We start from the raw sequence: 24,516 nt of genomic DNA, 5'->3' as shown, positions 1-24,516 counted from the left end.
TCTTAGCTTCGGAGTGCGGTTGCGAGGGCCCGGCCGACCGAGGTTGCCAGGGGAGGCGGCATGGCATGGCCCACTTGACGATACCTGGATGTCTTGCCGCCGAAGAGTTTCCAGTCGTTGGGGAAGGCCTGGATCGCCGCCGCCTGTTCGACGGTCAGCTTCGGCAACTCGTCCACCGGAAAGTCGGCACCGGGGGGCTCGTCCCCGAGGCTGTTGCCGTTGACTCCGAGCGAGGCCCAGGCCTTCTTGCTGCCGGTAGGGCCGAGGTCCGCTCCGCCTCTGCGGTCGGACCCGCCCACGAGTGCCGGAGCGATGCGGTCGGCGTTCTTGATCCAACGTTCTGCTCCAGGCCAACCTCCCACAGACATGGATGTGCCGAGAACCTCACCCACCGTGGGTGGCGGCACCTCATTGGGTTGAGGCCAGGAGAAGCGCCCGAAATGTGGATCTCGTAGAGCGACAAGAAATCCGCTCTTCCTGTTCTGGGGGACACCGAAATCGGCGGCGTTGAGGATCTTCCAGCTCGTACGGAAACCGGCCTGCCGCAACTTGTGGTCGATCCAGGCACGATCGGCAGCAAACTCCGGCCCGTCGACCAGGTCGGGCACGTTCTCGAAGAGCACGGCCTTAGGCTTGATGTCGCATGCAAGGCCGATTGCCGCGCGCAGGACCCGGCGCTCCTCCGTGTCTTCCGCACGTCCTGCCGTCGCCGACGACTTCACGCGCGGCAGACCGCCACTGATGAGATCGACATCGGTCGCGTCGGGTCGCATGCTCGGAGTGAATTGCACCAGGTCCATGCATACGACGTCCCAAGCGGGTCGGTTCAGGTCGATCGAGAAGCAGGCGTCCGCCTTGCTGTCGATGAGCAATACGGGGTCGAACCCTGCCCTCTCGAGGCCGAGTGCCTGTCCCCCTGCTCCGGCGCAGACCTCCAGGGACCTGAACCGTCGAACTTCGAGGGAAGCCGGCGGTGCGCCTCGAGTGGGCAGTGCCCCCTGCGCAAAAATTTCATGAGGCGGATTCGGAGCGAAGGAGCCGGCTGTGGCCGTCCGCTCTGAAGTTGCTTCGGTGGCATTTGACGCCGACCTGGGCCGCAAGGCGTCCACCGATTCCTGGGCGACCGCGCGCAACTCGCCGTCCAGCGCGTGCTCCGCGATTCCGTCGAACAACACGAACGGGGCGAGCCTGAGCAGTCGCTTGAGGAAGTCACGCAGAGTGTCGCGCTCGTTCAAACCGGACAGGTCGAGATCTTTCCAGACTCGCAAGATTGCCCTGACCAGATGAGGACTTCCACCCAGTGCAGCGCGACGTGCGTAGATCTGGTCGAACGCGGCCTCTCCAAGAATCTCAAGGGCATTGTAGGGATCCGGTTCATTGGGCGCGCGAACGAGTTGTGCCCGCCACCAGAGTCGACCGAAGACATGTCGGGTGAGGTCAGTTCCGAGGACCCGGTCCTTGGGGGGTTGCGGATAACGCCAGAACGCAACATCAGGAAGGACGATGAGAGCCAGGAAGGCCCAGACGTCGCGGGATGCGGCCTCTGCGGGCACCATGCCCATCTCGGCGTGCAGCAGGGCGGCAAGCCGAAGGTCGAACTCGGCATTGTGAGTACGATCGGAGTCATTGGGGAATCCGGCTTGCTTCGCGAGCTCCAACACACCTTCCCGCAATGCACGGAGCTGATCGGAAGCAACGCGGTCACCACCCGTGGCCACGTAGACCGCAGAGTCGTGAGTGAAGGCATGGCGTCGGGACAGGTCGGCCGGTGTGAGGCCCCGGTACTCCTCGAAGAGAGGTCTGGCCTGCTCGGTGAGGAGTCGGGGGTAGAGAAAACTCATGATGACACCTCGAAGATCTTGACGGCAGCCTGCAGATCCGACGAGAAGAGCGCGGGTGACTGCCGGTGGCGGAGGCGTATGTCGGTGATCGACTGTCCTGGGAACAGTTGGTCGAACAAGCCCAGGAGGGTGGCGCCCAGTGAGCCGTCGGGGAAGTCTGCGTCCTCGACGAACTCATCATGTGCAAGAGCGTGCTCCACCATGATCCGGGCCGTATCGGCCTTCACCGCTGAAAGTACGACGCGGTCCACGGGGCGTGGCTTGCCCGCGTTCTGAAATGCGGTGGCGGTGACCGTGTTCTGCTCGTTGACGAGGAGCAGGAGCGCGCCCATGGTGGCGCTCTCGAGGCCTCCCGTGATTTGGAGGTGCCAGGCAGCGTCGTTCGGGAATGACGTTCGTGCGAAGTCGATCACGGCCATGGGGAACTGGGGAGCGTCGCCCTGTAGGCGAAGAGCCTCACGATCGCTCCACAGCACAGATCCTGCTCGCCGTGGCGAGGAAGGCCGTGCGTCGTTCATACGCTCGGCGAGCACGAGCGCCGTGTCCAGGAGAAGCAGGCCGCCCAGGTCCGCACCACGTAGCCTTACGTCGAATTCGACTGTGCTCGTTCCGGCTTCGGCGAGGCGCACATGCTGGGCAGGACCACTGAGGTTGGAACCAGTGGCCGTCCAGACGACCGACAACATGAGTGCAGCATTCGCCGACAGACCTGTCTGCCAGCGGACCCCGTCCAGGTCGACATGGAGTGTTCTGCGTACGTGCACGTCCATTTGGTAGTCCCAGTCGGGCAACGCCTCTGGCAGGACCACCTCGCCGTCCTCGACCACCAGACGCCACGGCTCCGGTGTCACGACGTCCTCGGCCGGTACCCGATAGGGAAGTACGCGGCGGGTCACGAGCCCCTCACCGCCTCGACCTTGATGCCGATCTCGGTCATGGTGTCGGGAGCCGGCCTCACTACGGCACGCCAAACGGACTCGCCGCCTTCGACCATGTGGGGATCGGAGGTGTGGAGCAGCCCGGTCGCGTCCTCCCAGCCGATGAGCTCGGGCATGCTCGCCCCGATGGGCGGATCGGTCTCTCGTCCTCCGCTGCCGGGCAGGGTGACCGCGAGGTCGATGCGGACGCGTTGAAGGCCGGGCACGGGCAGTCGGAACTCCTGAACCAGGACGGAATCGTCACCACGATCGTCGTAGTAGGGATCACCGATGTACTGGACCCGCGGGCGACGACGTGGTGCATCGTCGCCCGCCGATCCCGAGAAGGGGCGATCGTCACCCCCCTCGATGTGTGGAGTGCCCTCGACGGCCGTCCCATCCGGAGTCCGCGGTGGGGGAACCGAACTGTCATCGACCTGAGCAGGGGTGGTGTTCTTGGCGCCGGCCGACCGGCGGGCCGGCGCAGCGGTGCCCCCTGGTTTGGAGTACGCGGTGGCTCCACCGATTCCCCAGGCACCTCCCACGAGGCCGGAGAAGAGTGAACTGGCCGCGCCCAGGGCGACATTACTGGCGCCGGGACGCGCCGTGCCACTCAAAGAGAGCAGTTGCTCCAATGCCTCGCCGATGCGCCGGAATGTGGTTTGTACGTAGGTGCTCTCGGGCCTGTCGAGAGAGTGCGGGTTCCAGGCGTCGTGCGTGGGCGGCTCGGCTTTGGCGTATACGTCGTCCATGGATTCGTCGGCCCTGAACACCCCGGCGTAACCCTGATTCGTGCTAGGTGGTTTGGGCCCCGCGTGATAGGTGACGACGAGTTCTGCAGGACGCATCAGGCAGACATGATGAATCAGGTCCTCGATGGCCAACATGCGGGATGCACGCGTGGGCTCGAGCGCGGGCATGATGCGTTTTACCAGCCCGAGTCGTCCCAGGTGCCGCTTGGGCTTGAGGCATTCCAGGTCCCTGCCGTCCGGTGCGACCATCGACTCGTATGCCGCGACGAACATGTTGAGGGGGCGGGTGAATCGAGGATCGGGTACCGGATGCTGCACCCCGTCGTACGCGACGGAGAATCGCATGGCGGGTGGATGGCCTGCGGTGGATATCATCTTGGGCCAGAGGTGCCAGGCGATGGTGTCGCCCAGATATTCGGCCACTTCCGCCGGTTCGAGGTCGTCCGTGTTGGGGTCGACGACGACGACCGTGGTTCCTGTCTCGTTCGGGCCGAACGCTTTCAGACCGAGGCGTTGAGCCACGGCTTCCGCCTCTTCACCCAGCAACGGTTCAACGACCTTGCCCGAGGTGTCGCCCCACCAGTGCCTGCCGGTGTAGCGGCGGTCGCCGTCGGGCTCCGATGCCACATAGCTCTTCCAGAGCGTGCATCCGATGAGGCGTGTTTCGAGCTTTCCGGCTGTTGTTCGACAGCGGGAGTGGACGATGACGGTTCCCGGCCTGGACAAGAGGTAGAAGATGCCTTTGCCGAAGCCGTAGGTACCGCCACCGAGCGCAGTGTCACGTGGTTCGCCGATGTTGCGGATGAAGGAGACGAAGTCGCGGTCGGGGCCCACGGCATTGTCCGCGCGTGTTGGCCCTCCGAGCCCGCGCGTGCCCCGATCGGACACGGCCAGGACACGAACCGGGCCCCGTCTGAGCGTCTCGCGAAGCGGGAAATGCTCGACGCTGCGGGGAGCCCCCGAAAGCAGTAGGTCCCGCCAGGCGCCGGCGTGGGCCGGGCCGACGGTCCACATGTCGATGCGGTAGTCCACGGGTGCTGGGGACTCGTTGAGTCGGGCATCCCAACTGTTCTGGGCCGACTCCCTCACCAGGATGGTGAGCAGGTCGAGCTCCGGACGTCCGAGCTGGTTGCGGATGCCCTCGGCGGCGCTCGCACCTTCCGGAGGGTAGGGCTGGGAGAACCAGCGGGGTTCCGTCACGCGGACTCCTGGATCATGCGGTCGATCGTCAGGGACACCGTGCCGGGCGCCATGGGGGCCGGCGTCTCACCGGACAGGTCGACGGTGTATTCGACGTCCAGAACGGAAATCGGCACGCCTGCCGCAACGAGCGCTCTGGTGGTCAGTCCGGGAAAGGCTGGAGTTATCCGGTACCAGCGCTCCTCGACGACGGCGAAGCGCACATCGCGATACCGTGCGGCATCGCCGGACCGGTATCCGGCCCGGGCGAGTAGTTCGAGGAGCGCGCTCTCGTCGTCGCAGGATCGAAGCGTGCGCTCGAGCAGTTCCATGAAGCCGACACCCGACGTGCCTCCAGGGGTGCGGTGCAGGCGAAACCAGGCCAGACAGAGGGTCCCACCTTCAGGGGCTTCGAGCTGGTCGAGCCCGTGTATTCGTGGTCGTCGGCCTTCTCCCTTGGCGCTCGACTTCACCTCGACGGCAAGGGTTCCGTTGGTGAAGTCGTGGGCGTGGCCTTCCGGCCCACGCCAGAGGCGATGGGCGCTGGGGTCCAGATGCAGTAGCCGGTCGAGCACCAGCAGTTCCCCGAAGAGCCCCGCGAGCTGTTCGGGGCCCAGCACGGTTCCCTGGGATTGAAACAGGGCCTTCCACCGGTCGAGCACTCTGTAGAGAGCCTTGACCGGGTTGTCGGGCAGCTTCTCCGTCGCACTCAGGATGTCCGCGCACAGCTGTGTGAACAGGTCGTTCAGGTCTGTTCGCAAGCATGCCAGGTCGGCGTAGGTCTGGTAGGTCTCTTCGTCCTCCAAAGGACGCTTGCGCAATTGGAGTACGGGGCCGTCGAGGCCGGAACGAATTTTCAAATGCGAGTGAATCGGTACCAGCACATGGCGGTGTCCGTCATGGTCGACAGCTGCGACGAGGGCACCTTGCTCGGTCACGACTGGGAGTTGCGAGACGCGGAGGCGGCGCTCGCCACTGGCCGGCGCGGCTTCGAGCGCGTTCCAGTGCTCCTCCACCGCCTCGCGGAAGACGTCCGCGTTCACGCGTCTTCTCCTTCGAGCAGACTGAAGTCCTCGTCCTCCAATCGCACACCTGACAGGTCTGCGGAGATGTACTTCTCCACAGTGCTGTCCCCGTGCTGTGGTTCCGGAAAGACCAGCCCGACGCCGATCACGTGTTCTTCCGCGTTCAGAGGAGCGCGCAGTTTCTTTCCGGGGCCTGGTTCGGACGTCTTGTCGATCGGATACAGGACCAGGAGCCCGGTGTCCGGAAGCTGGATGCGTCGCTCGTCGATGATGCCCTTCTCGGTGAGTTTCGCCGCGTCTCCGCTCAGATCCACGGCGGCATCACGGCGGCTCATGAGTGTCTTGATGTCGGCGAAGTCCGGAACGGAGTTGGCCACCGCAACGCGACTTCGGTTGTTGCGCCCAACAGACACACCTGGTGCGAAGGTGAAGGGCTCTCCGGTGGGGTTGCCGACGATGGCGACGTTCCATCGACGCAACGAGCCTGCTGCGACCCGTTTATGGATGTAGCCACTGATCAGGTCCGCATCATTTTCGGGTGACTTCTCATGGAACTTGTAGGAGCCCAGGAAGTCGGTCACGAAGTCGTACGGCACCTCACGGAAGATGTAGCGCCCCTCTGCCGACCGGCTCTCCACTCTGACCGCGTTCGAGCGCGCCGCAGAGACCAGCTCACGGGCAGCCGCCATGTTTCCGAGCAGCCAGTCGGCGTTGGTGTGGAAATAATGGGTTTGAACCCGTTTACCCCCGTACGAGGAGGCAGCCGTGACCGCATCGCGCATCTTGGCGGCAGCGGTCACGCGCAGAGCGGGATGAGTGCGCAGACGAACGGCGAAGGTGGTTGGCGTCTCGGACTCCGTCATGTAAATGTCGATGTCACGGCGCATCTCGGTCTCAACAGTGGCAAGGTGCCGGAACCATTCGGCAAGTTCGTCGGTCATCCAAATGCGGGGCAGGTCGGCGTAACCGTTCCGGAAACCGAACCAACGACCCATCTGCAGAAGGGTGTCGTACGCGGAGACGGCCCGCACGAAGTAGCTGACTGACAGGCCCTCGAGGGTGAGCCCGCGCGAAAGGGTGTTGCCTCCGACGGCTATGGCCACAACGGGACCGTTCTCGTAGTCGAGACGGGCGTCGCTACTGGAGTTGTCCATGATGATGCGGCAACTGCGGAGGACCTCCGGCAGTTCGGGCAAAAGGTCGTCGAACGGCACCTTTGTCTCGCCGAAGTCCGCGGCAGGAACGCGCGCCGTCTCCTGATCCCAGAGGTCGCGCAATCGGGAGAGGAAGACCTTGTCGGAGAGGTTCTGCGCCGCCCGGTTCAATAGCTGCTGCAGCGGCCGCTCGAAGCTGTTGTGGACGGAGGTGTTGACACTGGTGTGTATCAACATCGTGTTGTGCGGATTTCCGGTGCGGCGCACCCGGCGAGCGGCCGTGACGAGCCAGAAGTACTCGACAGCTCTGCGGAGGGTGTCCGTGACGATCGGCTCGAAGCCTTCGATGTCGGCCTTGGTCTCCGGGCGCACACACGGCACGTCGTCGTCCGGCACGGACCGGATCATGTCGTGGCCGTCGTCGACATGGTCGGGGTCCTCACCATCGAGCGCATAACGCCCGAACAGAACCTCCGTGCCGAAGTGGCCCTCCGGCTTCGGCAGATTTACGACGAAGTCTCGTGGATAGAGATCCTCGGCGCTCGGATCGATCAGCAGGTTGGCGAACGGCGATGCCGTGTATCCCACGTACGCCGAACGAGGGAGGCTCTTCATCATGCTCAGGATCAGCGGATTGATCGACTTCGTTGCGACAGTGGCCTGGTCCGCCTCGTCGTCGATGATCAGCGCGGGGCAGTCCTTCAGGTAGTCGGCCGCCTTGTCCAGCCACGTGGCGAGCTTGCGCAGTACGGTCGCGTTCTTCTTCACTACGCACAGCACGTGCGTCTTGTTGCTCTTCCCGAAGTACGAAGCCGGATTCGCTTGCGGGGTGAAGTCCTTGTCAAGATCGGTCAGTTGTGACCACATCGAGGGGTTGGGCTCCACGAGCTGCTGTACGAGCCGGGCCTGTGTCTGACGGCGAAGGCCGTTGTGGATGCCGGCGAGGACAATGAATAGCTTGTACCCTCGGTCGGCGGCTTTGGCCATGACCGACGTGAAGTTCGTGGTCTTGCCCGACTGGACATGGCCGACCACGAGACCCCGAGTGGAGAACGCCTTTTCCTTCGGGTGGTTCAGCAGCGAGACGACCCGCGTGGAGGACTCGTCCAGATTCTTGATGGCGGTTTCCTTGGGCCAGCCGTCCTTGACCAGCAGGTCCTCGATTGCGGGCCAGCACTTGTCCTTGGGCTGAGGGCCTGTGTACCAGGTGTCGCGGTTACCCAGGACGACCGCGTGAGGTTCTTCCAGCTCTTTGATGCGTATCGTCTGCTGTTCGTGGCGATCGCGGATCTGTTGGACGATCTCTGAGGAGGCGCCGAGCAACTCCAGACGCTTCACGGCCTCCGACGGGGGGAAGGCGTCCAAGATCGCCTGGAACGTCTCGTACATGGCATCGAATTCGTCGGTCACAGGACTCGACCGCCCCCGCTCTTGTTCGTCACGCCGACCGACTTCAGAGCTCTGCCGTCGGCAGACTGCTCCGAGGTGCAAGTCGGCACCCCATCGCACAACTCCTACAGATTATTGGCTGAGGAGGTTGTTGATAAGCGAATCAGGGTCACGACTGGTTGTCGGGCTCGCCACTCTCGGTGAGGTCGGCAGCGGGCGGAGTCTCGGACCGGGACGGCTGCGCGGACGCCAACGAGGCCGTGATGCGATGGGCGACATCCGCAGGGGTCTCGTGCTCCCAGAACCGCAGCACTGTCCAGCCCGCAGCTGCTAGGTGTTCCGTCGTCTCGATGTCGCGGGCCATGTTCTTGTCCAGCTTTGCCCGCCACCACGCTGCATTGGCCTTCGGGTGTGTTGCGTGCTCCGGGCAGCCGTGCCAGAAACAGCCGTCCAGGAAGATCGCGATCTTGGCTTTGGTGAAGACTATGTCGATCGTGCGTCGAGGCATGCCGGGAACCGGCACGTTCACGCGGTAGCGGAGACCTGAGGCGTGGAGTAGTCGTCGAACCGCGACCTCCGGCGCCGTGTCGCGCGAGCCCTGCCGGCTCATGCGAGCAGAGACGGAGGGGGAGGACGGGACGACATCTGACACGGAAGCATTCTGCCGGCCGATGAGGGGCGGCGCGTACGCGGCTGAAGTCCCGCCTTGATCGAGACGGAGTGACTGGTCCCGTTGGTTCGGCGTGGCGCAACGGAGTCGTGCGCTGTCCTGCCGCGTTTTGTTGGGTGCCGTGAGGCCGCTCGCTTCCTCGGCAGTGTCGTGCTTCCGCGGGTCGCTTCAAGGGCGCTTCACTCCGCTGCGCTGCGTTGCGCGTCGGCCTTCGCCGATGGCCCTGCGGGCCACCCTTGACCCGACCGCTCCAGCACTGGGGGGAAGCGAGCGAGCGGCCCGGGGAAGCGATGGCCCAGGTGGGTGATCCCTTGGGTGGGCTGAGGAGTGTGGCTGGGCAGGGCGCGTCTTGTCCGGACTGCCGCCGGGTGCGCTGGGCGGATTCCCCAACGTCGTGGTTGTTCCGGGGGTGCGCCGTGCCGCGCGGTGGCGGCGGGTCTGCGTGGAATGCCTGATGGTCACTCCTTTCAGGGGGGATCTGACCTGGCACTATCGCGCTCTTTGTGATCGGGACCGGGCTTGGGGGCTGGGAAGTCAGGTCCCAAGCCCGTGGCAGGACCCGTAAGACTTCCCCGACCCGCACCAACAAGCCGCCCCCCTCTGCGGCGGCCAAGCCACGGCTCGTCCTCGCGCCGCCAGGGTCGTGGCGTACTGGGGGAGCAGGTCGCCGTCGGCCGGGGACGTGCCCTCCGAGGCGGCGAAGGCCTCGTAGGAGGGGACCGTGCCGGTCACGATGCCGAGGTTCGCCGTGCCGGAGGCCGAGAGTTCGCGGAGGGAGGCCTCTATGGTCTTGAGGTGCTGCTCGTGGGAGGGGTACTCCGCCTCCAGGGTGGGGTACGCGGCGAGCAGTTCCGCCAGTTCCGGCGCCGGCCAGTGGAGGACGGCCACCGGGAAGGGGCGGGACAGGGCCTCTCGGTAGGTGCCCAGCTCGGCGCGCAGGCGGGAGATCTCCGCGGCCAGTTCCGCCGGGTTGTCCGAGCCGAGGGACCACACGCGCTTGGGGTCGTGGAGTTCGTCCAGGGACACGGGGGAGGAGTGGAGGGTGTCCGCCAGATGGTCCCACTCGTCGTGGGCCGCGCCCAGCATCCGCCGTACGCGGTGGCGGCCGAAGAGGAGGGGGTGGGTGGAGTACGGGGGCTCGGACACGTCCGTCAGCAGGAGGCGGGCTCCCTCCGAGAACGCCGCCTCCGCCGCCTCCAGCTCGTCGTGCGATTCCAGGGCCTCCGCGATGATCACCCACGGGGCCGGGTCGCGGGGGGCGGCGGCGCGGAGGCCCTCGATGATCGCTCGGGCCTCCGCCTCGTGGCCGTACTCCCAGAGGTTCGAGGCCTTCAGGGCCCGGATCAGGTGGGGGTTGTCCAGGCTCTCCGGGGAGGACAGGAGGCGGTCGTAGAGGGTCGTCGCCGCCGGGCGGTCGCCGGCCAGCTCCAGGTGGGCCGCGGCCTGCAGCAGCAGGGCCTCCGCGTCCTCGGGATACAGGCCGGCGGTTCGCTCCAGGCGTGCCGCTTCGGCGGTGTGGTCGACGTTCTCGGCAGGCGTGTCGGGGCGCATGGGGGACACCGTAGCGCCGACCGGTGACAGGGGTGAGACATCCGCGGCCAGAGGCGGGGCCGGGAGCCGTGCCAGGGGCCAGGTCAGCGGTACCGGGCCGAGTCCTGCGGCAGCTCGCGCCCGCGCGCGGCCGGCCGCGCGCGGCCCCAGGCGGCCAGTGGCTGGAGTGCGTCGTTGAGGCGTGTGCCGTCCTCGGTCAGCGAGTACTCGACGCGGGGCGGCACCTCGTCGTAGGAGACGCGGTGCACGACGCCGTCCGCTTCCAGCTCGCGCAGGTGTGAGGCCAGGACCTTCTCGGTGATCCCCGGAAGCAGCCGGCGCAGCTCGCCGAACCGGCGGCAGGGGTGCTCGTGGAGCGCCCAGAGGATCAGCACCTTCCACTTGCCGCCGATCACCTCCATCGCGGTGTCGATCCCGCAGACGTGTCCGTCTGGTGCGCCCGGCCGGTTCAGCGTCGTCATGCCCCACCCTTCCGACGTGCTCGCTCACCCCGGGGTAACCACCTACCGCCAAGTGCGTACTTGATCACCTAGGGACCTGTGACCAGCCTAATCGGCATGACACAGAACCCTGTTGAGAAGACTTCCGTCACGATGCTGGGCCTCGGCGCGATGGGCACCGCGCTGGCTCGGACCTGGCGTGCCGCCGGCCACCCGCTCACCGTCTGGAACCGCACCCCGGCCCGCGCCGCGGCACTCGCCGCCGAGGGCGCGCGGGTCGCCGACACCGCCGCGGCGGCGGTCGCGGCGAACACCCTGATCGTCGTGTGTCTGCTGGACGACACCTCGGTCGACGAGGCGCTGGCCGGCGCCGACCTGGCCGGCCGGGATCTGGTGAACCTGACCACCAGCACCCCCGCCCAGGCCCGCGCCCGCGCCGAGTGGGCCCGCGAGCGCGGCGCCCGCTACCTGGACGGCGGGATCATGGCCGTCCCTCCGATGATCGGCGTGCCGGAAAGCGGCGGCTACGTCTTCTACAGCGGCTCGCGGGAGCTGTTCGAGCGGTACGAGGAGACCCTGGCCGTCCCGGCCGGCACCACCTACGTCGGCGAGGACGCGGGCTTCGCGGCCCTGTACGACGTGGCCCTGCTCAGTGCCATGTACGGGATGTTCGCCGGTGCCGCGCACGCCTTCGCCCTGATCCGCAAGGAGGACATCGACCCCGCGGCGCTCGCCCCGCTGCTCGCCGACTGGCTCGTCGCGATGGCTCCGGCGGTGCACCAGACCGCCGACCAGCTGCGGAGCGGCGACTACACCAAGGGCGTCGTCTCCCGCCTCGCCATGCAGGTGGCGGGCACGCCGACCTTCCTGAGCACCGCCGAGCAGCAGGGGGTCAGCCCGGAACTGCTCAGCCCCTACTTCGAGCTGATGCGCCGCCGCCTGGCCGAGGGCGGCGGCGAGGAGGACCTGACGGGCGTGATCGACCTGCTCGTGCGCTGACCGGCCACCTGCCGCCCCGGGGACGAACGGCCGTGCCGGTCACAGTCCTCCACGAGACGCCGCGACCGGCACGGGCACGGACGCGCTCTAGATCGTCACCCCGTCCACCTGCAGTGTCTGCACCGCCTTCGCGGCGAACGGCACGGCCACCGTCTTTCCGCTCAGATAGGTGTCGGAGCGGGCCGTGTACAGGTCGCCGCCGCCGGTGGTCAGGGTGCTCCAGCGGGGGACCACGCCTCCCGAGCCGCCGTTCACCGTGGTGAAGCGGGAGAGGTCGAAGGTCAGGGTCTGGGCGGAGGAGGAGGTGTTCAGGGCCACGATCACCAGGCGCTTCGCCGACGCGTCGTAGCCGGCCGCCGCGTAGCTGACGCCCGTGTCGAGGATCTTCATGCCGGGGCGGATGTGACGGCTGAACTGGGCCATCACGTAGTACTTCGTCTGGACGGTCGTCGGCTGCAGCGTGCTCTGGTCGTACGCGATCATCGCCCAGCCCGTCGACGGGTCCATCACCTGCCAGTAGACCCAGGCCGTCGGGTGCAGCCAGCGGAAGTCGTAGAGGAGGTTGAAGGCCATCGTGTAGCCGGTGCCGTCGCTGTCGCCGGTCTCCGAGTTCCACAGCGCCTTGCCGGCCGTGGTCACGACGTCCGTGTAGAGCAGGTCCCTGCGGCCGCCCGAGCCCTGGTAGCCGTGGACGTTGACGCGGTTCACATAGCCCTTCGTCGCCGACGAGAAGGAGTTCCAGGTGGTGCGGGCCAGGTCGTAGCTCGTCTCGTCCGAAGCGGAGATCCTCGTCGCCGTCAGGCCGCGCTTGTCCAGCTCGCTGCGCATGTACGGCAGTACGGCCGACTGGACCGTCGCGTCCATGTGGCAGCCCTCCTGTGTGCCGGTCGCCGTCCACCAGGAGGACGAGGGCTCGTTGAAGGGGTCGACCGTCGCGAAGTTCACGCCCCAGTTGTTCTTGGCGTAGAGGGCCACGGCGGCGAGGTGGGAGGCGTGCTGGCGGTAGTTCCAGGACTGGAGGTTGTTGCCGCCGCCGGAGGCGCCGGAGGGGTTGTGGTTGAGGCACATCCACCACATGGGGGAGTTGGCGAAGAGCTCGGTCGTCGCGCCGCGCGCCACCGCCTTCTGGAGCATCGCGCGCTGGGTGGCGTCCGCCGTCCAGTCCCAGGCCGAGGACGTGGGGTCCTCGTTGTTCCAGTCCTGCCAGTAGCCCTCGATCTGCTTGAAGGCGGGGATGTTGGGGGAGGCCACCATCGACTCGCCGTTCACCGTGTTCCAGCTGCAGGCGCCGAGGTTGTAGCGGGCGATGTTCAGGCCGAGGCCGGGGAGGCTCGTGCCGTTGTAGGTCACCGACTTGGTGGTGAAGAAGGCGTCGGCGAAGTCGTCCCGGCCACCGAAGACGTTCGCCCACCAGGCGAGCGAGGTGCCCCAGCCCTCCCAGGTGCCGTAGCTGGTCGACGGGTTGACGGAAATCGTCGCGTCGGCGTGGGCGGTGCCCGTCGCCAGCGCGCCTCCGAAGAGCGCGCCGCCGGTGGCGGCCAGCAGTGTCCTGCGTCGGATCATGGCTACTCCGCTCCGAGTCATGGCCGGTCCCGTTCGGCCGTCACGAAGCATCGGGTGTGGCGCGTGGGATTGTCGAGGGTTCTGACAGCCCTTTCTCAAACCTATGGAGAAAGGGCGGGCCGGGGTTCGAGGGGGCGAACGGGACAGAGCGGGATCCGGTCGTGCGTGTACGGCTCTGGAGACCTCGGCCCGCTCGCCCTATGGTGCCCGGCGTGCGGATCCCCCTCGTGCAGCACAGCACCCGGCGGCGGCGCGCCCGGTACCGGCGGGTGCTCTGGAGCGGTGCCGAACTCCTCGTCACCGCAGGGGTGTTGGTGCTGCTCCTCGTCGTCCACCAGCTGTGGTGGACCAACCGGGAGGCGAGGGAGGGTGCCGAGCGGAAGGTGGAGGCGCTGGAGCGGGAGTGGGGCGCCGCCGGGACCGAGGGCCGTGCCGGGGGCTCCGGCCGCGGGAGCGGCGGCGACGACGACTTCGGCGGCGGCGGCTCCGGCTCCGGCTCCGGCGGGGGACGCGGCTCCGGCCGGTCCGGCGGCAGCACCACGACGTCCTCCTCCGCCCCCGGCCCCTCCCAGGCCTACGCCGTCCTGCGCATCCCGCGCCTGCACCTCCGCGTCCCCGTCGCCGAGGGCACCAGCAAGCAGAAGGTCCTCGACAAGGGGTACGCCGGCCACTACGCCCACACCCAGCAGCCGGGGCAGGAAGGCAACTTCGCGGTCGCCGGGCACCGCAACACCCACGGCGAACCCTTCCGGTACCTCAACCACCTGGAGAAGGGCGACACGGTGGAGGTGGAGACCAGGAACGCGACCTACACCTACACCGTCGACAAGATCCTGCCGCAGACCTCACCCCGCGACTCGGGCGTCGTCCGGCCCGTGCCCCGTTCCCTCACCAGGCCCGCCTACGGCTACTCCGTCCCCGGCCGCTATCTCACCCTCACCACCTGCACGCCCGAGTACACCTCGCGGTTCCGGCTGGTGGTGTGGGGGAAGCTGACCGCCACGCGGCCCCGGGGCTAGTGCCCCGCCGTGAGCCGGCGCCCCGCCGTGGACCGGCGCCCCGCCGTGGACCGGCGCCTCGTCGTGGACCGGCGCCTCGCCGTGGACCGGTGCGGCGGTACGAGTCCGCGCCCCGTCGCCCCGGCGCGCCCCGCAGATGACGAACGTGACGCTGATCAGCAGCGCCCAGGAGACCCACTTGGACACGGAGACCGGCTCCCAGCCGTGGAGCTGGTGCGGGTAGCGCCACGCGCCGAGATACGTGGCGAGGTTCTCCGCCACCCAGAGGAAGAAGCCGATGAGGGTGAAGGCCAGGGCCAGCGGCATCCGGTACCGGCGGGCGCCGACCGTGTAGTGGACGCGGGTGCCCCAGGTCGCGGCCAGCAGCAGGGCGCCGAGCGGCAGGCGCAGGTCAGGAAGCCAGTGGTGGCTCAGGAAGTTGACGTACAGGCCGACGGCCAGGGCGGCGGTGGCGCGGGCACGGTAGCCGGTGACGGAGAGGTCGAGCAGCCGCCAGGCCCGGCAGACGTAGCTGCCGACGGCCGCGTACATGAAACCCCCGTACAGCGGCACCCCGGCGACCTTGGCCAGTGCCGGCTCGGGGTAGCTCCAGGAGCCGACCCGTACCTTCACCACCTCGAAGGCGAACCCGAGCACATGGCAGGCGGCCACCACCGCGACCTCCCGGCGGGTCTCCCACTTCAGCAGGTAGCCGACGCCGGTGAGCAGCACACCGTAGGCGAGCAGCAGGTCGTAGCGGGCCACCGGCAGGTGCGGGAGCATGGTGGAGACCGCCATGCCGCCGAACAACGCGGCCGCGAAGGCGCAGCAGCGCGCCTGCAGCCAGCCGAAGTGCGCGAGCTGCCGGATGAACGTTCTGGCGTGGTCCTTGATCCCGTGCATGGTGAGGGAGAGGCGGCGGAAGGGGCCCGCGGTTGCAGTGACCGTCTACGCCTGCTGCTCCAGTGCCTCGCCCACGGCGGCCAGGATGGCCTCGGGGTCGGCGCCGAGGGCGCGGGCCGCGGAGGTGAAGTCACGGGCCAGGGTGGTCAGTTGGTCGGGGTGGAAGCCGGCCGGCTCGGTGGGGAGGGCGGCCACCCGGGTGCCCGCGCCGCGGCGGGTGCGGATCAGCTCGGCGGCCTCCAGTTCGCGGTAGGCACGGGCGACGGTGCCGGGTGCCAGGCCCAGGTCTGCGGCGAGCTGGCGTACGGTCGGCAGGCGTTCGCCCTCGGGCAGCCGGCCGGTGAGGATCAGCGCGGCGAGCTGGGCGCGGATCTGCTCGTACGGCGGTACCTGGCTGGTGGTGTCGACGCGGACGGCGGGGTCATTCATCGTCCACGGCCCGGGGGACGACGATGGTGAACAGGCACCAGCCCAGGGTGAACAGGCTCAGCAGGCCCAGCGGGTAGATGACCAGGGCGGTGATGTTGCCGAGCATGCCCGCGCACCTCGAATAGAAGAGCACCCGGCCGATCATCCCCAGGACCAGCAGCAGCTGGCTGGAGACCAGCAGCCCCCAGGCGGCGGTGATCGCCCAGCTGCGGTCGTGGCGCTGCTGGTTGTCGCCGGGGCGGTGGGTGATGCGGCGCAGGGCCCAGAAGCAGGCGGCGGTGCCGAGGGCGAGGGAGACGAGGACCGGGGTGGCGTAGAAGAGGCCGGGCCAGGGGCCGAGGCGGCGCGTGCCGCCGATGGCGCAGGTGACGGCGAGGGCCCGGCCGCTCCGGCCCTGGCCGTCGGCGTCGGCCACGGCGACCCCGACGGCCAGCAGGAGGACCAGGCATGCCGTCTGGAACACCAGCAGCGGGGCCATTCGGGGCGGTACGTGGTCCCGGACCCGGCGCGGGGCTAGGCCGGCGGTGCGGACCGCTTCCCGCGGGGCGGGGGTGAGCGAGTCGCCGAGCAGTACTCCGCCCACCGCGCACAGTCCGAAGGAGGTGACGGCGGAGACGAAGGGCATGGCCATCTCGTCGCTGTCCATGGTGGCGAACGCCTGGGCGACCCCGGCGCCCAGGGTCAGTCCGGCCCAGCGGGCACAGAGATCGGCACGAGCCAGGAGTCTTTCGGGCGAGACGGTGTCGAGCATGGGGCCCCCGGGTCGGTCTTTGTATCAAGCGGTGAGTACAAGATGCCGTGGGCCGCATCTTGTGTCAAACGCTTGATACAAGCGGGGTGTTGGTGCGTCACGGGCCCCACGGCCGTCACCCACGGCCCGGTGGCCGTACGCCCGTTGCGCTCGCGGGCGGTGTTCCTGGCGCACCGACGGCCGCTGCCTTCCGCGCCAGGCCCCTGTACGCCTGCCCCGCCGGTGCGCCGCCGGTCGCCGCCCGGGCTCGGCCGCCGTGCGCCCGCCGGGCTCGCGGGCGTGCCCCCTGGTCCTGCCGCCGTGTTCCCGGCACGCCGCCGGCCGGCGCCTTCCGCGCCCGGCCCTGTACGCCTTCCCCGCCGGTGCGCTGCCGGTGCGCCGCCGGCCGCCGCCCGGGCTGCGCCGCGGCGCGCCCGCCGGGCTCGCGGGCGTGCCCCCTGGTCCTGCCGCCGTGTTCCCGGCGCGCCGCCGGCCGGCGCCCTCCGCGCCCGGTCCCCGTACGCCCGGGCCGGTTCACCGACGGCCGCCGCCTTCCGCGCCAGGCCCCTGTACGCCTGCCCCGCCGGTGCGCCGCCGGTCGCCGCCCGGGCTCCGCCGCGGCGCGCCCGCCGGGCTCGCGGGCCGCGCCCCCTGGTCCTGCCGCCGCGTTCCCGGTACGCCTGCCCCGCCGGTCGCCGCCCGGGCTCGGCCGCCGTGCGCCCGCCGGGCTCCCGGGCCGTGCCTGTTGGTCCCGCTGCCGTACGCCCGCCCCGCCCCGGGGTCGTGCCCCCGTCCCGCAGCCGTGCGTCCGGCGCGCCCGGGCTCGTCACTTCCGCCCCCGCCCCCGCCCCCGCCCCCGTGTGCCCGCGATGCCGACGGCTCCCAGGATCGCCAGGCCCGCCGACACCGCCATGGCCGCGTCCGTGCCGGCGGCGAGGTCGGTGCCCGTGCTGGTCGCGATGGCGATCGTGAGGGCGACGCCCGCGCAGGAGCCGACGTAGCGCAGGGTCTGCTGGGCGCCGGAGCCCATGGCCGCGCGGGCCGCCGGGACCGACTCGACGGCGAGGAGGGGCAGGGCCGCGTTCAGCAGGCCGCTGCCGATGCCCGCGAGGATCAGGCCCGGGAGCATGCGGTGCCAGGAGCCGGCGTCCACCGCGCCGAGCAGGGTGAGGGTGCCGGCCGCGTGCAGGGCGAAACCGAGGGCGAGCTGGGCGCGCGGCGTGACGCGGCCGGCCAGGCGGCGGGCCTGGAGGGCGACGCCGAAGGACAGGCCGGACCAGAGGAGGAACAGCCAGGCCGTGGCCATCGGGGACATGCCGAGCGTCCGCTGCAGGACCGTCGGCAGGAAGGTGAACAGGCCGATCACCGCGAGCCCCGTCACCAGTCCGCCGAGGGAGGAGGCCACGAAGGCCGGGCTGCGCAGCAGGGTCAGGTCGATCATCGGGGCCGCCGACCTGCGCTCCACCACCACGAAGACGGCCAGGAACACCAGCGCCGCCAGCAGCAACAGCCCCACCGGCGCCCGCAGCCAGCCGTCGCGGCCCAGGGTCAGGGCCGCGATCAGGGCCACCGTCGCCGCTCCGAAGGCCGTCGCGCCGAGCAGGTCCGGGCGGCCGCCGCGCGGTGAGCGGGACTCCGCCAGGACACGCGGGGCGACGACGCCGGCCAGCAGGGTCGCGGCGCCGAGCAGGCCGTAGACCAGCCGCCAGCCGGGCACCGTGCCCCAGTCCGGCAGCGAGCCGCTGAGCAGCGGGCTCACCGCGATGCCCGCGCTGACGAACGCGCCCCACACCCCGATCGCGTGCAGCCGGCCGCGCGGGGTCGGGAAGGCGTGCACGATCAGGCCCAGGCTGCTCGCCAGCAGTGCCGCGCTGGAGGCGCCCTGTGCGACGCGGGCCAGGGTGAACTGCCAGGTCGTCGTCGCCAGCCCGCCGAGCAGCGTGGTGAGGGCGAGGGCGAGTGTGCCCCCCACGAAGACGCGGCGGCGGCCGTGGTCGTCGGCCAGGCTGCCGGCCACCAGCAGCAGTGAGGCCAGGCCCAGCGGGGTGCCGTTCAGGAGCCAGGCCTGGGAGGACAGCCCGGTGTGCAGATCGGCGGCGGTGTCCACGAGCGTGACCGCCGGCGCGGTGTACGTCATCAGCGCGAGGGCGGTGGCGGCACTGGTCACGGCGAGGGTGGCGGCGGGGCGCACCGCGGGCTGGGACTGCGGCCCGGTCCCGGTGCGCGTCTCGGCGCGGGGGTGCTGCCCGGGCTTCCTCCCGGCCGGCGCCGCGGCGATGTCGTCGTCAGTTCGGTCAATGAACCCACTCATGCCCAGGAGGCTAGCACCCCAGGTTCGTTCATTGAACCCATGGCCGGTGAATGGTTACAGTGGGCCGCATGGCACTCGGCAAGGACTACGCGGCACAGGAGTGCTCGATCGCCCGGGCACTGGAGGTCGTCGGCGAACGCTGGACGCTCCTCGTCATCCGCGACGCGCTCTACGGCGTCCGGCGCTACAACGACTTCCTCGTCCACCTCGGCATCCCGCGCGCCGTCCTGGCCACCCGCCTCCAGGCGCTCACCGCCGAGGGAGTCCTCGAAAAGCGCCGTTACCAGCAGTCCCCGCCCCGCGACGAGTACGTCGTCACCGACCGCGGCATCGCCCTGTGGCCCACCCTGCTCTCCCTCGGCCTGTGGGGCCGCGAGCACTTCGGCGACGCCAGGCTGCGTGTCTTCCGGCACGCCGACTGCGGCACCGAACTCGGCCCGTACGGCGAGTGCCCCGCCTGCGGAACCCCCGTACCGGTCCCGGACGTCCTCATGGTGCCGGGCCCGGGACTCGACACCGACCCGGCCGACCCGGTCAGCCGGGCCCTGCTGGAGCCCAAGCGCCTCCTGGAACCGATCGAGACCGGTCAGGCGTGAACCAGTGAGGCGTAAAAGGCGTCAGACTCGGTGAGTGGCAACCGCCAGTCCCGGTGAGCGAGAGGAGGGCAGAGGAACGTGATCCGTGACCGGCTCACCCCGCGTGCCACGCCGTTCCTCCTCTTCCTCGTCCTCGACGTCCTCCTCCTCGACCCCGGCAGCCTCCCGGCCACCGTCGCGCTCGCCGCGACCGCCGCCGTCTCCTCCGCGCTCGCCGTCTGCTCCGTCGTCGCCGCGCGCAGCGCCCCCGCCGTCCCGCCCACCCGGGTGCGTACGGCGATCAGGGACCGCGCCCGCCGTACGGCCTTCCTGCCGCAGCGCGACCCGGACGCCTCGGGCCGGCCCCGCCCCCGGGCACCCGGCCACGCCCTCCCGGCGACCGCCGCGTAGGGCACACTCCTTCATCCCCGTGACCCCGCGCGGGTCGTCATGCCGCACATCCCCGCTGTCCCGGCACGACGAGACCCCCGGAGGGCTCCTCACCCATGTCCGTTTTCGCCACCCTGGTCGAGCACCTCGCCGACCTGCTCCAGCCGCTGTTCGGCGCCTCCGCCGCGGCCGCCGCGATCGTCCTGTTCACCGCTGCCGTACGCCTTCTCGTGCATCCCCTGTCCCGCGCGGCGGCCCGGGGCCAGAAGGCCCGTACGGCGTTGCAGCCGAAGATCGCCGAGCTGCGGCGCAAGCACGCGAAGAACCCGGAGAAGCTGCGGCAGGCCGTGCTGGAGCTGCACACCCGCGAGAAGGTGTCGCCGCTGTCCGGGCTGCTGCCCGCGCTCTGCCAGGCGCCGGCCTTCTTCCTCCTCTACCACCTCTTCTCCAGCCCGTCGGTCGGTGGTGAGGCCAACGGGCTGCTCGGCCACCGGCTCCTCGACGCGCCCCTCGGCGACCGCTGGACGGACGCGCTGGCCGGCGACGGGGTGTTCGGGCCGGCGGGGCTGGTCTATCTCGGGCTGTTCGCCGTCGTCACGGCCGTCGCCACGTTCAACTACACGCGGGCCAAGCGGGTCCCGCTCCCCGAGACCGGCACCGGCCAGGACGTGCCCGGGCTCGGCACGGTCACCAAGGTCATGCCGTTCCTGTCCTTCTTCACCCTGGTCACCGTGGCCGTCGTCCCGCTGGCGGCCGCGTTGTACGTCATGACCAGCTCGACGTGGAGCGCGGTCGAACGAGCGGTGCTCTACCGCTGACGGCTGACGGCTGACGGCTGACGGCTGACCGCTGACCGCGGAGCACGGACCGCTGACCGCGGACGGTCCAGTACGTGAACCGGGTATTGCGGAGCGGACGCCGGCCTTGGAGGATCGGCCAGTCGTCCGACGGCCGCACCCGTCGGCGGACGCTCCGCGACCGAGGGAGATCGGGATCATGAAGCTGCTGCGAGTCGGGACGGCGGGAGCGGAGCGCCCCGCGCTCCTCGACGCCGACGGCACCCTGCGGGACCTGTCGGGCGTCGTGGACGACATCGACGGCACGCTGCTCGCCGACGACGCCGCGCTCGGCCGGATCCGCGCGGCCGCCGGGACCGGTGAGCTGCCCGTGCTCGACGCGACCGGCCTGCGGACCGGCCCGCCGCTCGGCCGCATCGGCAAGATCGTGTGCATCGGGCTGAACTACCACGACCACGCCCGGGAGACCGGCGCCGAGCCGCCGGCCGAGCCCGTCATCTTCCTCAAGGCCGCGGACACGGTCGTGGGCCCCTACGACACCGTCCTGGTCCCGCGCGGCTCCGCCAAGACCGACTGGGAGGTGGAGCTGGCGGTCGTCATCGGGCGTACCGCCCGCTATCTGGAGTCCGCCGAGGAGGGGCTCGCGCGGGTCGCCGGGTACGCGGTGGCGCACGACGTGTCCGAGCGGGAGTTCCAGATCGAGCGCGGCGGGACCTGGGACAAGGGGAAGAACTGCGAGACGTTCAATCCGCTGGGGCCCTGGCTGGTGACGGCCGACGAGGTGGCCGACCCGCAGGATCTCGCGCTGCGGCTCTGGGTGAACGGGGAGCTGAAGCAGGACGGGACGACGGCCGAGCAGATCTTCCCCGTCGGGGAAGTCGTCCGGTACGTCAGCCAGTTCATGACCCTCCACCCCGGGGACGTCATCAACACGGGGACGCCGGCGGGGGTGGCGCTGGGGGCGCCTGAACCCAAGCCGTTCCTGCGGGCCGGGGACGTCGTCGAGCTGGAGATCCCCGGACTGGGCAGGCAGCGGCAGGAGTTCAAGGACGCGTGAGCGTCCCCCGCCCCTGCCGGTTCCCGCCTAGAGGTACTTCTCCAGGAACTGTTCCAGGGCCTCCACCACGAACCGGTGGTCCTCCAGCTGCGGCAGGCCCGACACCGTCACCGCCCCCACGACGCCCACGCCCTCCACGTTGATCGGGAAGGAGCCGCCGTGGGCCGCGTACTCGTCGGGGTCCAGACGGGAGGAGTCCTCGAACGTCGTGCCCTTGGCCCGGTAGCGCGTGCCGACCAGGTAGGAGGACGCGCCGAAGCGTTCCACGACCCGGCGCTTGCGGGCGATCCAGGCGTCGTTGTCGGGGGTGGAGCCGGGCAGGGCCGCGTGGAAGAGCTGCTGGCCGGCGCGGTGGATGTCGACGGCCACCGGCGCCTCGCGCTCCCGCGCCAGCTCCACCAGCAGCGAACCGAGCGCCCACGCGTCGTCGTTGGTGAACTGGCGGAAGACCAGCCGCCGTTCCTGGGCCTGGAGCTCCTCCAGGCTCGGGGTGATCTCCGGGGTGAACTTCGGGGTCAGCTCGTGGGTGCCCATCAGAGCGTCACCACCATTCCTTCTCGTGCCGAACGGCGGGCCGCCTCCAGTACGTCGAGGGCGGCGGCCGCCTCGACCGCGGTCACCGGGTTGGGGCCGCCGTCGATCAGTGCCCTGGCCACCGCAGCGTAGTAGGCGGGGTAGTCGCCGGGGAGGGTCCGAACGGGTCGTCCGCCGCCGGTCGACGGGGAATCCCCGGAGCCCACCCGGCCCCACAGTTCCTCGGGTTCGGTTCCCCAGTCGGCCCCGGGACGGTGTCCGTCCCGCAGTGCCGCCTCCTGCGGGTCCAGGCCGTACTTCACATAGCCCGCCTCGGAGCCCAGCACCCGGAAGCGCGGGCCGAGTTGGGCCGCCGTGGCGGAGACGTACAGGTGGGAGCGGACGCCGCTCGTGTGCGTGAGCGCGATGAAGGTGTCGTCGTCGGTCTCCGCGCCCGGGCGGCGGACGTCGGCTTCCGCGTACACGGAGTGGGCCGGGCCGAAGAGTTGCAGTGCCTGGTCGACCACGTGACTGCCGAGGTCGTACAGCAGACCTCCGATCTCCGCGGGGTCGCCGGACTCGCGCCAGCCGCCCTTCGGCTGCGGCCGCCACCGCTCGAAGCGGGACTCGAAGCGCCGGACGTCGCCCAGTGCGCCCTCGGCGAGCAGCTTCCGCAGGGTCAGGAAGTCGTTGTCCCAGCGGCGGTTCTGGAAGACGGACAGGAGCAGGCCGCGGTCGTCGGCGAGGGCGGCCAGCTCGCGGGCCTCGGCCGCGGTGCCGGCCACCGGCTTGTCGACGACGACCGGCAGGCCCGCCTCCAGGGCGGCGGTCGCCAGCGGGACATGCGTCCGGTTCGGGGACGCGACGACGACCAGGTCCAGCTCGTCCGCCCGGGCGAAAAGTTCCTCCGTGGTGGCGGCGACCCGTACGTCCGGGAACGCGGCGCGGGCCTGTTCCCGCCGCTCGGGGGCGGAGGTGACCACCGTGTCGAGGGCGAGGCCCTCGGTGGCGGCGATCAGCGGGGCGTGGAACACCGAGCCCGCGAGGCCGTATCCGATCAGGCCCACGCGGAGCGTCGTCCCGCCTGTCTCACCAGTCTTGCGTCCAGTCATGACCCCCACTTTCGCAACGCTGTTGCCAAAGTGCAAGCAGGGGGGAGAATGGAGAGGTGAACAGGACGAACGGAGGCGGGCGCACGACCGGGGTGAACCTGCCGGACCTGCGCAACCACAACGCCGCACTGGTACTGGACCTGCTGCGCTCCGCCGGGCGGGACGGCATCAGCAGGCTCGAGCTGGCCGACCGCACCGGACTCACCCCGCAGGCGGTCAGCAAGATCACCGCTCGGCTGCGGGAGGAGGGGTTCGCGGCCGAGGCGGGCCAGAGCGCCTCCACCGGCGGCAAGCCGCGCACCCTCCTGCGGCTCGTCCCCGAGGCCGGACACGCCGTCGGCGTCCACCTGGACCGGGACGAGCTGCGGGCCGTGCTGGCCGACCTCGACGGGAGCGTGGTGGCGGAGCGGCGCGCCCCCCTGGATCTCGGCGCGGGCGCCGAGTCGGTCCTGGAGGCGGTGGTGCGGGAGGTCGGCGAACTGGGACACGCCGGCTCCCTCCTCGGTGTCGGCGTCGCCCTGCCCGGTCCGCTCGACCACATCCACGGCGTGCTCCATCGCGTCACCGGGTTCCCCGAATGGGACGGCTTCCCTCTGCGCGACGCCCTCGCCGACCGGCTCGGGGTGCCGGTGGTCGTCGACAAGGACACCAACGCCGCCGCCCTCGGGCTCGCCGTCGGCGGCGAGCACGGCTCCTTCGCCTACCTCCACCTCGGTACGGGGCTCGGGGCCGGCCTGGTGATCGGCGGGACCGTGCACCGGGGGGCGCGCACCGGGGCGGGCGAGTTCGGGCACCAGGTCATCCAGATGGACGGGCTGCACTGCTGGTGCGGGAACCGGGGCTGTGTCGAGGCGCTGTGCCTCGCGGCCATGGGCAAGGGGGATGTGAGCGAGGCCGCCCGGGTGCTCGGCGAGGGCGCCTCCAACCTCGTGGGTCTCCTCGACATCGATCTCGTCCTGCTGGGCGGCCGTACGGTCGTGGCGGCACCGGGGCCGTTCGTCCGCGGGGTCACCTCGGTGCTCGCCGACCGCGCCCGGCGCGAGGGGTCACCGGACGGCGCCGTCCCCGTCCGCCTCGCCCCGGGCGGCGACCGCACGGTCGCCGACGGCGCGGCCCAACTGCTGCTCGCCCCGGTGTTCGGGCGAGGCGACGGCTGAACGACGGGACCACCGCACGAGCGGTTCGCCCTGCCCGCGCGAGCGGGGTGACTGCCGCCCTGCC

The 24,516-nt window shown here is 70.0% G+C and carries 21 protein-coding genes and 1 pseudogene; 7 read left to right on the top strand and 15 right to left on the bottom strand.

Annotated elements, in window-relative coordinates:
* Positions 1-2: 2 nt before the first annotated feature.
* From ACFY2L_RS06375 to ACFY2L_RS06340, 8 genes are all read right to left on the bottom strand, one after another.
* On the bottom strand, positions 3-1,841 hold the full coding sequence (locus ACFY2L_RS06375) for a DUF6339 family protein (RefSeq protein ID WP_390821625.1): 1,839 nt from the start codon (positions 1,839-1,841) through the stop codon (positions 3-5).
* Positions 1,838-2,737 (bottom strand): hypothetical protein, encoded by a 900-nt coding sequence (locus ACFY2L_RS06370; protein WP_390821624.1) that lies wholly within the window; start codon positions 2,735-2,737, stop codon positions 1,838-1,840. The genes ACFY2L_RS06375 and ACFY2L_RS06370 overlap by 4 nt, the downstream gene beginning before the upstream one ends.
* Positions 2,734-4,710, bottom strand: a complete 1,977-nt coding sequence (locus ACFY2L_RS06365; protein ID WP_390821623.1) for a hypothetical protein — start codon at positions 4,708-4,710, stop codon at positions 2,734-2,736. The genes ACFY2L_RS06370 and ACFY2L_RS06365 overlap by 4 nt, the downstream gene beginning before the upstream one ends.
* Positions 4,707-5,732 carry a PD-(D/E)XK motif protein gene (locus ACFY2L_RS06360; RefSeq protein ID WP_390821622.1) on the bottom strand — a complete coding sequence of 342 codons (1,026 nt, stop codon included), beginning with the start codon at positions 5,730-5,732 and terminating at the stop codon, positions 4,707-4,709. The genes ACFY2L_RS06365 and ACFY2L_RS06360 overlap by 4 nt, the downstream gene beginning before the upstream one ends.
* Positions 5,729-8,278, bottom strand: a complete 2,550-nt coding sequence (locus ACFY2L_RS06355; protein ID WP_390821621.1) for a Z1 domain-containing protein — start codon at positions 8,276-8,278, stop codon at positions 5,729-5,731. The genes ACFY2L_RS06360 and ACFY2L_RS06355 overlap by 4 nt, the downstream gene beginning before the upstream one ends.
* A 148-nt stretch (positions 8,279-8,426) precedes the next feature.
* Positions 8,427-8,867: a very short patch repair endonuclease gene (locus ACFY2L_RS06350; RefSeq protein WP_390821707.1), complete on the bottom strand. Its 441-nt coding sequence runs from the start codon at positions 8,865-8,867 to the stop codon at positions 8,427-8,429.
* Between the two features lie 594 nt (positions 8,868-9,461).
* Positions 9,462-10,478 (bottom strand): SEC-C domain-containing protein, encoded by a 1,017-nt coding sequence (locus ACFY2L_RS06345; protein WP_390821620.1) that lies wholly within the window; start codon positions 10,476-10,478, stop codon positions 9,462-9,464.
* Positions 10,479-10,561: 83 nt separating this feature from the next.
* Entirely contained in the window at positions 10,562-10,939 is a 378-nt protein-coding gene (locus ACFY2L_RS06340; protein WP_390660154.1) for a winged helix-turn-helix transcriptional regulator, read from the bottom strand.
* 96 nt (positions 10,940-11,035) lie between these two features.
* On the opposite strand from ACFY2L_RS06340, the gene ACFY2L_RS06335 reads away from it, so the two are divergent.
* Positions 11,036-11,917, top strand: coding sequence for an NAD(P)-dependent oxidoreductase (locus ACFY2L_RS06335; protein WP_390660153.1), 882 nt, complete (start codon positions 11,036-11,038; stop codon positions 11,915-11,917).
* Positions 11,918-12,004: 87 nt separating this feature from the next.
* Here ACFY2L_RS06335 and ACFY2L_RS06330 read toward each other — a convergent pair whose 3' ends face one another.
* Entirely contained in the window at positions 12,005-13,480 is a 1,476-nt protein-coding gene (locus tag ACFY2L_RS06330; protein ID WP_390821619.1) for a beta-1,6-galactanase, read from the bottom strand.
* 212 nt (positions 13,481-13,692) lie between these two features.
* Here ACFY2L_RS06330 and ACFY2L_RS06325 point away from each other — a divergent pair, with 212 nt between their 5' ends.
* Positions 13,693-14,499 carry a class E sortase gene (locus ACFY2L_RS06325; protein WP_390821618.1) on the top strand — a complete coding sequence of 269 codons (807 nt, stop codon included), beginning with the start codon at positions 13,693-13,695 and terminating at the stop codon, positions 14,497-14,499.
* Positions 14,500-14,652: 153 nt separating this feature from the next.
* Here the strand turns inward: ACFY2L_RS06325 and ACFY2L_RS06320 are convergent.
* From ACFY2L_RS06320 to ACFY2L_RS06305, 4 genes and pseudogenes are all read right to left on the bottom strand, one after another.
* A pseudogene (locus tag ACFY2L_RS06320) lies at positions 14,653-15,381 on the bottom strand (DUF817 domain-containing protein); the annotation flags it as partial.
* Positions 15,382-15,426: 45 nt separating this feature from the next.
* Positions 15,427-15,810 carry a GntR family transcriptional regulator gene (locus ACFY2L_RS06315; RefSeq protein ID WP_390660150.1) on the bottom strand — a complete coding sequence of 128 codons (384 nt, stop codon included), beginning with the start codon at positions 15,808-15,810 and terminating at the stop codon, positions 15,427-15,429.
* The gene (locus ACFY2L_RS06310; protein WP_390821617.1) at positions 15,803-16,561 is read right to left on the bottom strand and encodes a hypothetical protein; all 759 of its coding nucleotides are present in this window, start codon (positions 16,559-16,561) and stop codon (positions 15,803-15,805) included. Before ACFY2L_RS06310 ends, ACFY2L_RS06315 begins: the two co-directional genes overlap by 8 nt.
* A gap of 805 nt (positions 16,562-17,366) precedes the next feature.
* Complete coding sequence (locus ACFY2L_RS06305) at positions 17,367-18,851, bottom strand: MFS transporter (protein WP_390821616.1); 1,485 nt, start codon at positions 18,849-18,851, stop codon at positions 17,367-17,369.
* 68 nt (positions 18,852-18,919) lie between these two features.
* On the opposite strand from ACFY2L_RS06305, the gene ACFY2L_RS06300 reads away from it, so the two are divergent.
* From ACFY2L_RS06300 to ACFY2L_RS06285, 4 genes are all read left to right on the top strand, one after another.
* Complete coding sequence (locus tag ACFY2L_RS06300) at positions 18,920-19,447, top strand: winged helix-turn-helix transcriptional regulator (protein ID WP_390821615.1); 528 nt, start codon at positions 18,920-18,922, stop codon at positions 19,445-19,447.
* Between the two features lie 78 nt (positions 19,448-19,525).
* Positions 19,526-19,837, top strand: coding sequence for a DUF6412 domain-containing protein (locus ACFY2L_RS06295; protein ID WP_390821614.1), 312 nt, complete (start codon positions 19,526-19,528; stop codon positions 19,835-19,837).
* Positions 19,838-19,932: 95 nt separating this feature from the next.
* Positions 19,933-20,634, top strand: a complete 702-nt coding sequence (locus tag ACFY2L_RS06290) for a YidC/Oxa1 family membrane protein insertase (protein WP_390660145.1) — start codon at positions 19,933-19,935, stop codon at positions 20,632-20,634.
* Positions 20,635-20,812: 178 nt separating this feature from the next.
* Positions 20,813-21,670, top strand: coding sequence for a fumarylacetoacetate hydrolase family protein (locus ACFY2L_RS06285; protein WP_390660144.1), 858 nt, complete (start codon positions 20,813-20,815; stop codon positions 21,668-21,670).
* 27 nt (positions 21,671-21,697) lie between these two features.
* Here the strand turns inward: ACFY2L_RS06285 and ACFY2L_RS06280 are convergent, their stop codons facing one another.
* Complete coding sequence (locus ACFY2L_RS06280) at positions 21,698-22,204, bottom strand: heme-degrading domain-containing protein (protein ID WP_390660143.1); 507 nt, start codon at positions 22,202-22,204, stop codon at positions 21,698-21,700.
* On the bottom strand, positions 22,204-23,295 hold the full coding sequence (locus ACFY2L_RS06275; RefSeq protein WP_390660142.1) for a Gfo/Idh/MocA family oxidoreductase: 1,092 nt from the start codon (positions 23,293-23,295) through the stop codon (positions 22,204-22,206). The genes ACFY2L_RS06280 and ACFY2L_RS06275 overlap by 1 nt, the downstream gene beginning before the upstream one ends.
* A gap of 56 nt (positions 23,296-23,351) precedes the next feature.
* Here ACFY2L_RS06275 and ACFY2L_RS06270 point away from each other — a divergent pair, with 56 nt between their 5' ends.
* The gene (locus ACFY2L_RS06270; protein WP_390660141.1) at positions 23,352-24,452 is read left to right on the top strand and encodes an ROK family protein; all 1,101 of its coding nucleotides are present in this window, start codon (positions 23,352-23,354) and stop codon (positions 24,450-24,452) included.
* The last annotated feature ends 64 nt before the right edge of the window (positions 24,453-24,516 follow it).

Source organism: Streptomyces sp. NPDC001381 (assembly GCF_042895685.1).
In the GTDB taxonomy this organism is placed as follows: domain Bacteria; phylum Actinomycetota; class Actinomycetes; order Streptomycetales; family Streptomycetaceae; genus Streptomyces.
Note: the sequence above shows the minus strand (reverse complement) of the source record. Positions and strands in the feature narration are given on the sequence as shown.

What these genes read in the sequence shown, in the direction of transcription:
- ACFY2L_RS06345 (WP_390821620.1), bottom strand. Translation starts at nt 10,478, where the DNA reads ATGCGCCCCGACACGCCTGCCGAGAACGTCGACCACACCGCCGAAGCG.
- ACFY2L_RS06315 (WP_390660150.1), bottom strand. Translation starts at nt 15,810, where the DNA reads ATGAATGACCCCGCCGTCCGCGTCGACACCACCAGCCAGGTACCGCCG.
- ACFY2L_RS06290 (WP_390660145.1), top strand. Translation starts at nt 19,933, where the DNA reads ATGTCCGTTTTCGCCACCCTGGTCGAGCACCTCGCCGACCTGCTCCAG.
- ACFY2L_RS06300 (WP_390821615.1), top strand. Translation starts at nt 18,920, where the DNA reads ATGGCACTCGGCAAGGACTACGCGGCACAGGAGTGCTCGATCGCCCGG.
- ACFY2L_RS06285 (WP_390660144.1), top strand. Translation starts at nt 20,813, where the DNA reads ATGAAGCTGCTGCGAGTCGGGACGGCGGGAGCGGAGCGCCCCGCGCTC.
- ACFY2L_RS06330 (WP_390821619.1), bottom strand. Translation starts at nt 13,480, where the DNA reads ATGATCCGACGCAGGACACTGCTGGCCGCCACCGGCGGCGCGCTCTTC.
- ACFY2L_RS06280 (WP_390660143.1), bottom strand. Translation starts at nt 22,204, where the DNA reads ATGGGCACCCACGAGCTGACCCCGAAGTTCACCCCGGAGATCACCCCG.
- ACFY2L_RS06275 (WP_390660142.1), bottom strand. Translation starts at nt 23,295, where the DNA reads ATGACTGGACGCAAGACTGGTGAGACAGGCGGGACGACGCTCCGCGTG.
- ACFY2L_RS06335 (WP_390660153.1), top strand. Translation starts at nt 11,036, where the DNA reads ATGACACAGAACCCTGTTGAGAAGACTTCCGTCACGATGCTGGGCCTC.
- ACFY2L_RS06310 (WP_390821617.1), bottom strand. Translation starts at nt 16,561, where the DNA reads ATGCTCGACACCGTCTCGCCCGAAAGACTCCTGGCTCGTGCCGATCTC.
- ACFY2L_RS06350 (WP_390821707.1), bottom strand. Translation starts at nt 8,867, where the DNA reads ATGAGCCGGCAGGGCTCGCGCGACACGGCGCCGGAGGTCGCGGTTCGA.
- ACFY2L_RS06375 (WP_390821625.1), bottom strand. Translation starts at nt 1,841, where the DNA reads ATGAGTTTTCTCTACCCCCGACTCCTCACCGAGCAGGCCAGACCTCTC.
- ACFY2L_RS06305 (WP_390821616.1), bottom strand. Translation starts at nt 18,851, where the DNA reads ATGAGTGGGTTCATTGACCGAACTGACGACGACATCGCCGCGGCGCCG.
- ACFY2L_RS06340 (WP_390660154.1), bottom strand. Translation starts at nt 10,939, where the DNA reads ATGACGACGCTGAACCGGCCGGGCGCACCAGACGGACACGTCTGCGGG.